Here is a 13,904-nt window from a genome sequence, read left to right on the forward strand (position 1 = left end):
GATTATTTATCTCCGCTCCATAGTGCATTTTGTGGTGCCAGTTCAGGCTCACGTTCTTTCTTGTCTTTTGCAGCTAGTTTTTTCCAGCGTTTCATGCCTTTGTGAGAACGAAGTTGAGGGTTCGCAATTTCGTCAACGGCAAAGTTCAACAGAGCAAGACCAGTAACCAGTAGTGTTAGGGCAATACAAGGTGCTAGTACTTCCCACCATGCGCCAATCAGCATGGCTGATGAGGTTTGCACGTTGTAAAGCATGATGCCCCAACTGATCGTGTTGGCATCACCCAAACCTAGGAACGAAATGACCGCTTCAGTGTTGATCGCCAGCATTACTGAGCCAATGAAGCTCGCACCGACAATTGGGATAAGGTTTGGTAAAATCTCAACGAAGATGATGCGGAATGAAGACTCTCCCAATACTTCGGCAGCTTTAACGAACTCTTTCTCGCGTAGTGCCATAGTTTGAGAGCGGACAACACGTGCACCCCATGCCCAAGAAGTACCAGCGATAATCAAGGCAATGGTGAGTGGGCCTGCTTCACCGATAAAGGCCGCCAACACGAATAGCAATGGATACTGCGGAATTACTAACATGATGTTCATCGCGGCACTCAATACGTCATCCACTTTGCCGCCGAAGTAACCTGCCGATATACCAATGACTGTTGCTAAGAAGCACACGATGATGCCAGCGCCAAAGCCTACACCCAGTGATACTCGTGCACCGTAAGCCACTTGCGACCAGATATCGCGACCCATTCGGCTAGTACCTAATACGTGGTCGGCCTTTTTAGACATAATCAGCGTACGACGATCGTCTGCTAGGTTTTTAGCGACCCAACCATCAGGATTGTTTTGTGCCTGTTTTACAACAAAGCTTGGGTATTCGTGTGGGTTACCGGTTCGCTTGTCTGGCGCATGCTTTGTAAGTAAAGGAGCGGCGATCGCAACGAATACGAATACGGTAACAATACCAAGACCGATTCGAGCGAATGCGTTACCTAAAATAAGTTTGAATAGTTCTTTCATGATTATTTGCCTCCCGTACGTAGGCGAGGGTCTAGAATCATGTACAGCATGTCAGCCATTAAGTTGAAGCACAGCATGAACATCGTCATGATAATTAACTGACCTTGAAGTACTTGGTAGTCACGAGCGTGAATTGCGTTAAGTAGCACGGTGCCTAAACCTGGGTAGTTGAAAATCATCTCGATGATCAATTGACCACCAATGGCCATACCCAAAGACATAGACAGTGCGGTAACACTTGGAAGTAGTGCGTTACGTGCGGCGTAATTAAAGACGACGCGGTTTTCACTCAGCCCTTTACCTTTAGCCATCGTGATGTAGTCTTCGGCGAGAAGGTTGATCATGTTGTTACGCATGTTAACTAGGAAGCCACCAATTTGAACGATGGTTGCACAGAATAGAGGTAGTACAGCGTGGTAACCCACGTTCTTGATGAACTCCCAGCTTGTCCAATCAGGAATAGTACCTGGCGTGTAAGCATAGCCAGATGGGAACCATTTCAGGCCAATCGCAAAGGTAAACAGCGCTAACATTGCGATAACCATTTGTGGAATAGCTTGAATGATCAATGTGCCAGGCGTTACGAATGCATCGTACTTACTACCGCGCTTCCAGGCGGCAAAAATACCAAGGACAGAAGCGATGGAGAAAGAAAGTACAACCGCAGTACCAGCTAGAAATAGTGACCAGCCAAATGCACTACCTAGTAAAGAATTAACTGAAAGTGGGTAGAACTGGATTGAGGTGCCCAATTCCCAACTTAGAATGTTTTTAATGTACGAGAAGTACTGAATGTAAATTGGCCCATCAACGAAACCGAGCAGTTCTTTCATTGCTGCGATTCGTTCTGGAGTCACCTGTACTGAAGCATTAGCAAACATCATGGTAACTGGGTCACCAGGCATTGCTCGCGGAATAATAAAGTTTAACGTCGCTGCAACTAAGAGCGCGACAAGATAGAACGACAAACGTCTTAAAAAATAACCCATAACTCACACCTTACTCACCCAGATTTTTTCCCTGTTTCTGGTTTCAGGTCGCTCCTAGCGAAATTTAGAGCGAAAAATCCCCTGACGACGAGCGCCACATATTGGTTTCGTTAACAAGGGATTTTTATAGGCGGCACACGGGATGTATGCCGCTTGAAATGAACTTCTACTTATTTAACTGGTTTTAGGTCCAGTACGTGAAGTAGACGCTCTGGGATACCTGCCCAAATGTTTGGACGGCCCTTAGGGTTTTCTTCGTTCCACCAACCAGTGAAGCGAGTTGTGTTGTATTGGTACATGTACGCGCCAGATAGCACAGGAATAGTTACTTGGTCCTGAGCAATGATCTTCTGAATGCCATGAGCGATCTCTAGCTGTTCTTGCTTATCTGCTGTCTTGTAGAAGCTGTTAAGAAGACCGTCTAGCTTATCGTTCTTGTAGAAGTGCATTGCAAAGCGAGGCATGCCGTCACCAGCTTGTAGCTTCGAGTTGTAGCCACTATCCCAGTACAAGTGTGGATCTGCACCGTGGAAGTAGTTGGTGTAAGCAACGTCGTAAGTACCTTCTAGCATTGCTTGGTTGTATACCGAGAAGTCCGGTGTACGAGCACGAGCTTTAATGCCCACTTCTGCTAGTTGCTCAACGGCTAGTTGTACTGTGTTGTTGAAGTCAGTCCAACCGTTTGGTGATTGAATTAGAAGCTCGAAAGACTTGCCAGATGGTGTATCCACAAAGCCATCTTTGTTTACATCTTTGAAGCCAGCTTTAGCTAGAAGCTTTTTCGCACCTTCCGCGTTGTATGTGTTGTAGCCTTTGTACTTGTTGTGCGTCTCTTCATCAGACCAAGCTTCGAATGCGTAGCCAAGGCCAGATGCGAAGTCGTTCACTGTACCGCCGCCGTAGAAAGCGATATCAATAATAGTTTGACGGTCTAGCGCCATAGAGAACGCACGACGGAAGTCAACGTTAGTTAGCGCTTCGTTTTTCGCAGCGTCTGGGTTTTTGAAGTTCACTACAAATGCTTGAGTACCCGCTGGTGGGTACCAGTAGTGGTGATTCGGACTTGCTGCAGCGTACGTACGGTCGATGTCTGGTACGAATGAAGACGTCCAGTCCATTTCGCCGTTAACGATTTTGCCCAAGAATTGGTCGTTGTTCGCGATTTGCGGCACACGCAGACAGTCTACATCTAGGTTGTCTGCATCCCAATAATTCGGGTTCTCACACTGGATATATAGCTGCGGTGTGAAAGTGTCGATTTCGGTAAATGGACCACTGCCTACTGGATTTTCGTTTGTGAATGTTGCTGGATCTTTTACTTTGCTCCATACGTGCTTAGGTACGACGGGTACTTTCGCAATTTCGTAAGGAACGTTTGAGTTTGCTTCGCTTAGACGGAATTTAACTTGGTAGTCGTTAACTTTTTCTACGCCAGTCACCCAAGAGTTGATACCAGATTGGTCTAGCTCTGGCTTCTCTTTAACTAGGTTGAAAGAGTAAACAACATCATCAGCGGTAAACGCTTTGCCATCAGACCATTTTACGCCCTTACGGATATCGAAGGTTACGCTCATCAGGTCATCAGCCATGGTAAAGTTTTCTGCTAGACGAAATACAGGCGTATTACCGTGCATTTCGTTAAAAACAACGAGCGGCTCGTAAATAAAGTCGGTTGTTGTGTGCAGGTTAGTTGCACCCAAGAAAGGGTTAAAGTTACGAACGAAAGTTGTAAACTCTTTAGGGTGGATAGTCAGTTCACTGCGTTCAGCCGCAGTAGCTACCGATGCAAAACCTGTAGTAGCCGTTGCAATAATTGCTGTTGCTAGTGCTGTTTTTTTAATATTGGCAAGCATAGCTGTTCCTTACTATTTGCTTTCATTTCACTAAATGGAATTGAATGTCATCAATTGATAAACACTCTCTAAGACCTACCTCTTGTACATGCCTTACTCATTACAACATTGAGTTTCGCCAAGAGTGGCCTGTAGGCCTTAGGCAGGAGTAAGAAAACACCTTATCCATAAAATAATCAAACTTGATTCCCGTTAAAAACGTTAAAATCTCTGAGCTCTCCGTTATAAACGTTATTTTGGCTAATTTTAACCAGCATTGGGCCAAAAAATAAACGTTGATATGCGTCGCAGTTTATATCCTTGTTAATAATGAATGTTGGTGATTACTAACCTGTTGGTCCTTTTTAAATATACGTTTCTTGCTTGGTTTCTAGGTTCGGAGATCTCGCTCACATGCAGAAATGGTGTTAATTAATCAGCTAAAAATTAATCTGCCGTTCTGTTGTGATTAAGTTCGCAATCTCTATCAATAGTTCGTCAAAATCCGCTTGTTATCTGAAAAATGGCCTTTTTTATCGACAGTTTTCTTCCGTTTGTTGTCCTTTTTTTATTGTATGAATGAAGTTTTTCGGTTGCTCGAACTTACCTAGTTAAGACAAGTTAAATGGATAAGGTCGTACGTTTTGAAGACCAACAATAGATAGCGTTGTCTAACCAAATGTTCGTTATTGGAAATATGTTAACGGGGTAGGAAGAGGCGGTCTCTTTTATCTCTAGGAAGGGAATACTCGAATAACAAAAAAGCCCAGCATGCACGCTGGGCTAGTTTTTTGATAAATATTAGCTGGTCAATAGTCGCTGTAGTTTATCTCGTTGTGCTTCTATGTATGCTCTCTCGGGGCTCTGTTCTTTGCAGTGTTCGAGAATGAACTCTATCGAGCTTAGCACCGTTCTCCAACGTGGTGTTTTGGGTAATGTTTCTATACGCATGTATTTATCTAAAGTGCGTGTTTGCAAAGTACTACGGTCTAGATAAACGCGCCACAAGCCACTTTGCTCTGCAAATGCGAACTTACTTTCACCCGTTACAGATTCCCAATACTCTAAAGCATGTGTCATTGCGTCTACTAGAACTTCTCGCATAAGTTCTTGCTTGTCTTTTTTATTACCGAGCGCTTTGTCTGCAAGGCGCGTAAATTCTCCGCCAAGCTCTTTTAGCTTTTGTAATTGGTCTTTGTCACCATCAAATGCATAACTTGAAAGCACTTCTACGGCGGTTTCTAGATTATGTATGCGAGCGGCACTGGCTCCACCGCCGACATTAAAGATGTACATGATATCTAACCCTGAACCTTCAGGGAGCTTAAGAATGTCTGCTTCGATGTTCTGACGAATATCTTCAATATAGATATCAATCTTGCCACAGTAATGAGGTTGTTTGACGGTTAGATATTTAGGGGCAATCAGCTCATCAGCAGATGAGCGCTTTAGCTGTTCTAAGCTGCGCTTGAATAGCTTACAAGCAGCTTCGTTAGCAAAGCGAATACGCTTGTCTTCACGTAGACAGATGATAGCTTCAGGAGCCGATTCTAGCTGTTCCAACAGACGACCTTGAGTCTCAAGTAAGCTTGCTTCAACGACTGCTCGCTGTCTAAGTTCAGACTCTAGCACTTTGTTTTCCATATGGCGCATTTCTGCTTTACTTGCCGTTAAATGCGCTTGGATACGTGCCGCCAACTCTTGTTTATTAAATGGTTTCGATAAATAGTCGTTGGCTCCTGCTTCAAAACCTCTTACACGATCTTCTGTTTGACTGAGTGCGGTGAGCATAATGATTGGCAACTCGGCATGATCATAGGTTTCACGTAGTTCACTACAAACTTGGTAGCCGCTCATGCCTGGCATCATGATATCCAATAACAGAAGTTCCGGCTTCTCTTGCTCGACGAGTGCTAACGTTTCTGGCCCATCGGAGACGGTACGCACACGATAGCCCTCTAAACGTAAAAAGCTTTCAAGCACGCGTAAGTTTACTGGTTCATCGTCAGCAACATACAGTAACGGGCCGTCTGGGTTCTCTGGAAGTGATAAGTCTTCGCGGTTCTCTACATTAACTTCAGGAATTTGGAAGTGCCCGTGCGCAGCTAGAGTCTGGGTTGCTTGGATTTCTTCTTCACTGGCGAGCGGTAAAGTGAAACTGAAGGTAGTTCCGACCATTGGTTGGCTACTGACGTATAACGAGCCTCCCATTAATTCGATCAATTGCCGGCTAATGGAGAGCCCAAGCCCTGCACCTTGACGATAACGGCTCGCGTCTTGCCCTGCTTGGATAAGTGGTTCAAAAATATGCTCAAGTTGTTCTGCGGGAATTCCTTGTCCAGTATCCACGACTTGTACGCGTACATGATCATCTACCACATTAGCGGAGATAACAATTTTACCTTCTGAGGTGTATTTAATCGCATTGCCAATCAGGTTATATAGCACTTGTTCAAGGCGTTGCGGGTCAGCTGACACTGCTTTTAAATCCGCTGGGACTTGGTTGATGATGCGGATGGTTTTACTTCCAAGTAAATGGCTAGAAAGCTCTAAAACCAATCGTGTTGCACTGCCCAAACTCACTGCTGATTTCTGGATATCCATGCTTCCATAACGCATTTTATGATAATCCAACAAGTCATCGACTAGATTAGCGAGACGCTGACCACTTTTAATGATGATATCAAGCTGATATTTCTGGCTAGCGGGGATCGCGCCATTGGCGCCGGACGCTAAGGTTTCAGCAATCCCGACCATGCCGTGTAACGGTGTACGAAGTTCATGAGAAGTCGTGGCTAAGAATTCATCTTTTAATTTATCGGCCAATTGCAGTTCTTCATTCTGTTTTTGAATGATCTGTATGTTGCTTTCTAGTTCTTCATTTTGCTTCTTAATGGTTTGAATCTTCTCTCGAATAGAGCGTTGCATTCGTTCAAAGCTTAACGCAAGCCGACCAATTTCATCTTTACGAACAGTATTAAAAGACGTGTCATCAAGATCACCTGCAGAGACCTTTTCGGCAACCCAAGTCAATTTCAGCAACGGAGAAGTGATAAAGTTTGATAAATAGTGAGAAGCGATCACCACAAGGATAATGGCGATCAACATAGCGATAACGAATAGTTTTTCGAGTTGATGGATACGAGCGAAAGCTTCGTTTTCTGGTAACTGTACGACGAGCGCCCAAATCACACCACGAGTTTCAATCGGTGCATAAGCCGCGATGATCTCTTCACCTAAACCGTTTGTGTAAGTGCCGACACCAAATGCACCAGAGAGTGCTTTATCGATCACTTCTAAACTGTTCTTAATATCGTCTTGTTTCGTGTTAATTGTGCGAGGTTGGTGATCATTTCCAACCAGCAAGGTGTTAATTGATGACTCTCGGTTGGCGTCTGCGGCTAACTTAGTGATGCCATTATTTGGCAAGCGGAACATGGCATAGCTGTGTAGATAACCTTGCTGAACAATTGGTGCACCTAGCCAAGCGACTGATTTCCCCCCTTCCAGCTCGAAGTCAGACACAATCACAGGAGTGTAGTCTTCGTTTACTTTTCGACGTTCAGTCACATCATCGGCGAGACGCTTGAAAGTTTTGCCAAGTGCCGAGTCTTTGTAGGGGCCTGATAACAAGTTCGTTCCGTAGTTATCGTCTTTGTTGATCGAGTAGGTGACGTTACCATTGATGTCGACCAGCAAAATGTCATTAAAATCAGAGCGCTTGAGGAGCTCTAAGTAGGCCCAATGATAGCGTTTATGTAAAAGCCGGTAACGTTCACTTCCTACATAGTTGGATGACTCGGGTAACGTTGAGGTTTTGATTTGGTCTCCGCTGCCCTCGATGTAGCGCTGTTGGGCGTTTTTACGAGACTCTTCAATATCATTGCCTAAACGACTAAAAGCATTGACGAGACCGTAGAATCGGCCACCACTGGCGTAAGCCAACTCTGAGCGCACAAAGCCCATGACTTCGGTTTCTCGTGCCTCAAAGTAGTCGATGATTTGCTGCTGTTTTGTATCTCGAACAGACAGTAAGTGCGAGGTGCTTTGTTCTTGCAGATCTTTACTGTGGGACTGCAAGAAAAAGATCGCAGTAATGGTAAGAGGTGTGATACTGAGCACCAGAAATGCGGTCATCAGTGTACTCTGAAGGCGCTTAAATTTCTGTTTTTTGTAGAATTTAAACATGGATAAGATTACAACTCATAATGGGCAGTTCTAAAACATACTTCGCTGCCGAGGTTCTCGTTAAAAACGGATAAGATGTTCAACTAGATAGAATTAACAAAATTAACGAGTTTTTTTTCTTTGACAAGAAAGTTAGTTGTAAAGCGTGCAGGGTGACGCAGTTTTTCTTATGAGTGTTGAATTTATGAGAAAAAATCGCGCAGGTTTGTGCCCGCGCGGGGGGAAGTTATGATTTTTTCGCGTAGTAGATAGAAAATTTATTGGTCTTATTTAGCGTCTCGCAATTATTAAACGCCCGCTCGATAATTGGTGGGTATTTTAAGAAACTATTCGCGACAATCACCATTTCGCCGTCTTTGGTTAAATATTGTGGTGCCTGACCCAACAAGGTTTCCGCTGCGTTGTAATTTGTGTCTAGACCACTGTGGAATGGCGGGTTGCTGACGATAAAGCGGTAGTCTTTTGCGGTATCCGAGTATATATCTGATGCAAATACGCGTCCGGATAAACCATTCGCTTCTAATGTGGCTTGGCTAGAAGTGATCGCATAAGCATTAATGTCACACATCTCAATCGCGATCTCTGGATTCGCTTTCGCCATAAACGCACCGAGTACACCTGCACCACAACCAAAGTCGAGCACTTTGCCCGACAGCTTAGGTAAGGCTTCAAGCAGCAATCGGCTACCTAAGTCGAACTCGCCATGGCTGAATACGCCAGGTAGGCTCTTAACCGCTAGCGACTGCTCACCGAGTGTAACAGTGTAAGACTTAAACCAATCTGCTTGGTTGAAAGGTTTTGGTTCATTGAGGCAATTACCCCAGTAAAATGAGCAGCGACGAGCAGAGTCGTACTTGTTCACAGGGCCGTATTCTTGGAACATCTTCTCGATGCTCTTGATGCCGGAGCGGTTTTCACCAACGATGACGATTTCGGTGTTAATGCCCAGTTTCGCCATCAACATCGCCAGCAAGTATTCTGCTTCGGCTTTTGCTTTTGGCCAGTATAAAAGGACCATGTCTGCTTTTGTTTCAACATCAAACACAGAGCCAAAATGACTTTTCACTTTGTCAGAGGTTTGAATTTGGCGGTAGTAGCTATAGTTGGAAGTAAACACTTCAACAGACTCACAATGAGCCACTAACTCAAGAGGAAATAGGTCTTCAACTTCACCAGCGACTAAAACGTGTTTTCCGTTGAAGTATTCAAGTTGGCGCTGAGCTATTTGGCTAGGAGCGATATAAGCAGACATAAATTTGGTTCATCAGAAATAATTTGGGGCAGATTTTCGCACAATCTGCCCCAAGCTTGAAGTGATTAAGCGGTGACTAGCTGTTGTCTTGTTGGTTAAGGAAGTCTTTGAATTCTTCCTCGTAGATATTAAACAGTACCATGGTCACGGCAAAAATAAGTGGGCCGTAGATAAGACCAATCAAACCAAACAGATGCAGACCACCCAGTAATGAGAAGAAAATCATAAGGGTATTCATGCCGGCGCTGCCTTGCATTAGCAACGGACGCAATAGGTTATCTATAGAGCCAACGACAACTACACTCCACACCGTCAAGAAGATAGCCCAAGTCATATCGCCTGTTAAGAACAAGTACGCTGCTGCAGGAATCCAGATTAGTGCGGTTCCTACCACTGGAATGAATGATGCAAAGCCCATCATTGTTCCCCAAAATAACCCAGGGAAGCCGGCGAGCCACATACCGATACCGCCAGCCAGACCTTGAGCAATCGCTGTCATGAATGAGCCCATTACGGCTGATTTAGAAACTTGCTCTATCTCTGTCAATATGCGGTCTTCTTGGCTACGTGAGAGTGGCAGGATATGACGAATCGCAGAGATAATTTTGTCGTGGTCACGAAGCAGAAAAAACAGCACAAACAGCATTAGGAAGAAGTTCATTAGGAAGTTGGTTGCGTCTCCTAAAATCTTTGCGCTGATAGCGACTAAGTTAGAGCCAAACGATGTGGCAAATTGACCAATTTTCTCAGCAATGGCTTTGGGCTCGATTTTATCAAAAGGTAAGTACTCATTAACAATCGATAAGCCTTTGATAACGAAAGGATGTTGGAATATATCTTGGATGCCACCATTGGTAACCCAATTATATGTATTTTGTGAGAAAACAGAGCCTTGCTGAACAATGGCGGCAAACACAAATAAAAGCGGGATAACAATAATAAACGTCAAGACGACACATGACAGCAGTGCCGCCATATTGGGGTGCTTGGGAATTTTCTGCTCAAACCATTCGTGTATCGGAAACATGAGCAAAGAAATGATAAAAGCCATCACAATTGAATTGATATATGGCTCAACCAATAAGTAGCAAGCAAAAGCAGCGGCGAGTAAAGCAACCATTAGTACTCGGTGACTCGACGTTATTTTTACATTATTTGGCATGGTATTAGTCCAACTTACAGGTGACGTTTACGGTTTATGCCTTCAATGATGGCATGTAACCTTTATTACTTTGCACTCTTAACTCTTTCAAGCTTATGACAATGCCGAATTAGAGCAGGGCGATGTACCTTGCTATAATGACTACAAATCAGTCGGTTATCAATCAAGAGATGAGCTATGGGTTGTTGCAACGGTGATAAAAAGTGTCAAACCGAGAAAAAAGCTAAGCGAATACCGTGGTTTGGCATTGTCGTTGGGGTATTAGCGATATTGGTTATTTTGAATTGGCAATAAAAAAGGACCGTTACGGTCCTTTTCTAAATGCGTTATCGCCGTTTTTAGCGATTACTTCGCTTCTTCTGCAAGAACAGCAAAACAGCGGTCAGCAGCTTCTAGTGTGGCATCAATCTCTTTTGAACCATGAGCGAGTGAAGTAAAGCTCGCTTCAAACGCAGATGGCGCAAGGTAGACACCGTGTTTTAGCATTAAGTGGAAGAAACGCTTGAAGCGTTCTACATCGCACTTCGTTACGTCTTCGTAGCAAGTTACTTTTTCTTGGTCAGTGAAGAAGAAGCCGAACATACCGCCCACTTGGTTAACAACTAGCGGAATACCGTGTTTTTCTGCTAGAGACTTAAAACCTTCAGCAAGTTGTTTCGTTTTAGAAGCTAGGCGCTTTTCGTTGCCTTCTTCTTTTAGAAGGTTCAAACATGCGTAGCCTGCTGCCATTGCGACAGGGTTACCGGAAAGGGTACCAGCTTGGTAAACTGGGCCTGTAGGTGCAACGTATTGCATCACTTCTTTACGGCCACCGAAAGCACCTACTGGCATACCGCCACCAATCACTTTACCCAGTGTCGTTAGGTCGGGTTTGATGTTGTAGTGTGCTTGCGCGCCGCCTAGAGCAACACGGAAGCCTGTCATTACTTCATCAAAAATTAGTAGCGTGCCTTCTTGATCACAGATTTCACGTAGCCCTTCGTGGAAGCCTTCCACTGGTGGAATACAGTTCATGTTGCCTGCTACTGGCTCAACGATGATACAAGCAATTTCGCCTTTGTTAGCAGCAAATAGCTCGCGTACAGAATCTAGGTCGTTGAATGTTGCTGTTAGCGTGTGCTTAGCAAAATCTGCAGGAACGCCAGGAGAGCTTGGTTGACCTAGTGTTAGTGCACCAGAACCTGCTTTTACTAGCAAGCTGTCAGCGTGGCCGTGGTAACAACCTTCAAATTTCATGATCTTGTCGCGACCGGTGAAGCCACGTGCAAGGCGAATCGCGCTCATCGTAGCTTCAGTACCAGAACTTACCATGCGTATTTGCTCCATTGATGGAACAAGCTCAGAAACTAATTCTGCCATCGCGATTTCAAGCTCTGTTGGCGCACCGAAGCTAAGACCGCGTTGCGCTGCATCAATTACTGCTTCGCGGATAACCGCGTGGTTGTGGCCAAGAATCATTGGACCCCAAGAGCCAACGTAATCAATATACGCTTTACCATCGGCATCAAAAATCAGTGGACCGTCTGCTCGTTCGATAAATAGCGGAGAGCCGCCAACGCCGTTGAATGCACGAACTGGTGAATTGACACCGCCAGGGATGGTTTGCTGAGCTTTTTGATACAGCTCTGATGATTTGGTCATGGGGTTATCCTCTTTTGATTGCTCGGACCAAGTGGAGCGCATTGTACCTAGCTATAATCAAGTTAGAAACGTTTTGCTTAATTTATGTGTTGTTTCGCAGTGTAATCTTATATATCCGCATCTGTTATAAAGAATCGGCGGCGAATACTTGAACGAGTTTGTCAGGTATTGGATAATCGTCTCAATTAGCACAAATTTGACGTCTTGCTTCAGGCTTGACGCATTACACGAGTGAGAGAGGTCTTCGTGAGCGAAGTAAACGTACCATTATCTTTTTCTGACGCAGCAGCATCTCGCGTTAAAGCATTGATTGCTGAAGAAGAAAACCCAGCATTGAAACTGCGCGTATACATTACTGGCGGCGGCTGCAGCGGCTTCCAATACGGCTTTACTTTTGATGAAAATGTAAACGAAGGCGATACGACAATCGTAAACAGTGGTGTAACACTGGTTGTAGACCCTATGAGTCTGCAATATCTCGTTGGCGGTATTGTTGACTACACAGAAGGGTTGGAAGGAGCGCGCTTCTTCGTAAATAACCCCAATGCAACGACAACATGTGGTTGTGGTGCATCGTTCAGTGTGTAATTAACACCTAACAGGCAGCTAATGGCTGCCTGTGCTTTATGTAGAAGGATGTCACGTAAAGCACACGCTCGCAGATATGCAGAGAAATAATAAAAAGGACTTTATATGTCTGGACTTTCTTTTGGACGCCGAATTGTCGAGCGCCCTTGGCTAGTATCTCTTATCCTCGTCTTACTTCTTGTTGCATGGCTAACCATCGGCCAACTCAAAGCACAAGATGATCATCCTAACTCTTCAACATCCACGAACACGACACCACTTGCAAAGGTGATGTTTGATACTTTTCTTGCCGAACCTACCAGTAAAACCATTGAATTGTATGGACGAACAGCGCCCAATCGTCAAGCGCGTCTTGGCGCCGAAGTTGCAGGTAAAATAGTCAGTCTTAACATAAAGAAAGGCCAAGCGGTCAAACAGGGACAAGTGATCGCAAACATCGATAAGCGCGACCTTGGCATTCAACTTAAACGGGCCCAGGCGATGCTGTTGGTTAAAGAAAAAGAGTTTAATGCAGCTAAATCGCTAAAAAGTCGAGGACTGCAAGGTGAGGTTGCGTTTGCGACAGCGCAAGCAGCGTTGGTAGATGCACGTGCGAATTTGAGTAACGTGCAAACGGCTTTAAGAAATACTGAGGTTAAAGCGCCATTTGATGGCATCGTAGATCACCACTTTGTTGAGTTAGGTGATTTTGTCGGGATTGGCGATCCTATTGCGACGGTCATTGATTTGGATACTTTAGTGATTGAAGCCGATGTCAGTGAACGGCATATACAATACCTTAAGGAAGGCCTAGAAGCCGACGTAAGAACCATTAACCAACAGCATCATCAAGGTCGTGTGCGCTACATTGGACGTGTTTCTTCTGCTTCTACTAATACATTTCCAATTGAAATCGAAATTGATAATCAAGACGCAAGAATTCCTGCTGGTATGAGCGCAGAAGTACAGCTACCTTTGAGTGAAGTGTTGGCAGTAAAGATTACGGCTGCCATGTTAGCACTCGATGAAGAAGGTAACTTAGGTGTCAAGACACTGCGTAATGAGCATGTTGAGTTTGTTCCAATTCAACTCGTTAAGGCCGAGGATGATGGTGTGTGGCTCTCTGGGTTAGGAGAGCGTGTAGACATTATCGTGCTGGGACAAGGTTTTGTGCGAGATGGTGATCAAGTACTGGCCAATAAAGTTGATGACGTAGTTATTGAAGCGGCTAATGAGTAGTAAGGA

General features: G+C 44.6%; 9 protein-coding genes. 2 read left to right on the forward strand and 7 right to left on the reverse strand.

Annotation, left to right across the window (positions count from 1 at the left end; all coding sequences use genetic code 11):
• Window positions 1-2: 2 nt before the first annotated feature.
• The 7 genes from R7R24_RS13535 to hemL all read right to left on the reverse strand — a co-directional run bounded on the left by R7R24_RS13535 (window position 3) and on the right by hemL (window position 12,092).
• Window positions 3-1,028 carry an ABC transporter permease gene (locus tag R7R24_RS13535; RefSeq protein ID WP_054730004.1) on the reverse strand — a complete coding sequence of 342 codons (1,026 nt, stop codon included), beginning with the start codon at window positions 1,026-1,028 and terminating at the stop codon, window positions 3-5.
• Between the two features lie 2 nt (window positions 1,029-1,030).
• Window positions 1,031-2,017, reverse strand: coding sequence for an ABC transporter permease (locus R7R24_RS13540; RefSeq protein ID WP_005380038.1), 987 nt, complete (start codon window positions 2,015-2,017; stop codon window positions 1,031-1,033).
• Between the two features lie 170 nt (window positions 2,018-2,187).
• The gene (locus R7R24_RS13545; protein WP_005380037.1) at window positions 2,188-3,870 is read right to left on the reverse strand and encodes an ABC transporter substrate-binding protein; all 1,683 of its coding nucleotides are present in this window, start codon (window positions 3,868-3,870) and stop codon (window positions 2,188-2,190) included.
• Window positions 3,871-4,650: 780 nt separating this feature from the next.
• The gene (locus R7R24_RS13550) at window positions 4,651-8,037 is read right to left on the reverse strand and encodes a response regulator (protein ID WP_054579089.1); all 3,387 of its coding nucleotides are present in this window, start codon (window positions 8,035-8,037) and stop codon (window positions 4,651-4,653) included.
• Between the two features lie 226 nt (window positions 8,038-8,263).
• The gene (gene rsmC, locus R7R24_RS13555; RefSeq protein WP_033905578.1) at window positions 8,264-9,289 is read right to left on the reverse strand and encodes a 16S rRNA (guanine(1207)-N(2))-methyltransferase RsmC; all 1,026 of its coding nucleotides are present in this window, start codon (window positions 9,287-9,289) and stop codon (window positions 8,264-8,266) included.
• Between the two features lie 76 nt (window positions 9,290-9,365).
• Window positions 9,366-10,451 carry an AI-2E family transporter gene (locus R7R24_RS13560; RefSeq protein ID WP_025768201.1) on the reverse strand — a complete coding sequence of 362 codons (1,086 nt, stop codon included), beginning with the start codon at window positions 10,449-10,451 and terminating at the stop codon, window positions 9,366-9,368.
• Window positions 10,452-10,796: 345 nt separating this feature from the next.
• A complete protein-coding gene (hemL, locus tag R7R24_RS13565; protein ID WP_054579090.1) occupies window positions 10,797-12,092 on the reverse strand; it encodes a glutamate-1-semialdehyde 2,1-aminomutase in 1,296 nt (431 codons plus the stop codon).
• A 246-nt stretch (window positions 12,093-12,338) separates the two neighbouring features.
• Here hemL and erpA point away from each other — a divergent pair, with 246 nt between their 5' ends.
• Window positions 12,339-12,680: an iron-sulfur cluster insertion protein ErpA gene (erpA, locus tag R7R24_RS13570; RefSeq protein WP_005380031.1), complete on the forward strand. Its 342-nt coding sequence runs from the start codon at window positions 12,339-12,341 to the stop codon at window positions 12,678-12,680.
• 105 nt (window positions 12,681-12,785) lie between these two features.
• Entirely contained in the window at window positions 12,786-13,898 is a 1,113-nt protein-coding gene (locus R7R24_RS13575; protein ID WP_054579091.1) for an efflux RND transporter periplasmic adaptor subunit, read from the forward strand.
• Window positions 13,899-13,904 lie beyond the last annotated feature (6 nt).

It is taken from the genome of Vibrio sp. 704 (assembly GCF_033339295.1).

Excerpts from the sequence above, each read along its gene's own strand:
- R7R24_RS13575 (WP_054579091.1), top strand. The coding sequence starts at position 12,786 with ATGTCTGGACTTTCTTTTGGACGCCGAATTGTCGAGCGCCCTTGGCTA.
- R7R24_RS13550 (WP_054579089.1), bottom strand. The coding sequence starts at position 8,037 with ATGTTTAAATTCTACAAAAAACAGAAATTTAAGCGCCTTCAGAGTACA.
- rsmC (WP_033905578.1), bottom strand. The coding sequence starts at position 9,289 with ATGTCTGCTTATATCGCTCCTAGCCAAATAGCTCAGCGCCAACTTGAA.
- R7R24_RS13540 (WP_005380038.1), bottom strand. The coding sequence starts at position 2,017 with ATGGGTTATTTTTTAAGACGTTTGTCGTTCTATCTTGTCGCGCTCTTA.
- hemL (WP_054579090.1), bottom strand. The coding sequence starts at position 12,092 with ATGACCAAATCATCAGAGCTGTATCAAAAAGCTCAGCAAACCATCCCT.
- R7R24_RS13560 (WP_025768201.1), bottom strand. The coding sequence starts at position 10,451 with ATGCCAAATAATGTAAAAATAACGTCGAGTCACCGAGTACTAATGGTT.
- R7R24_RS13545 (WP_005380037.1), bottom strand. The coding sequence starts at position 3,870 with ATGCTTGCCAATATTAAAAAAACAGCACTAGCAACAGCAATTATTGCA.
- R7R24_RS13535 (WP_054730004.1), bottom strand. The coding sequence starts at position 1,028 with ATGAAAGAACTATTCAAACTTATTTTAGGTAACGCATTCGCTCGAATC.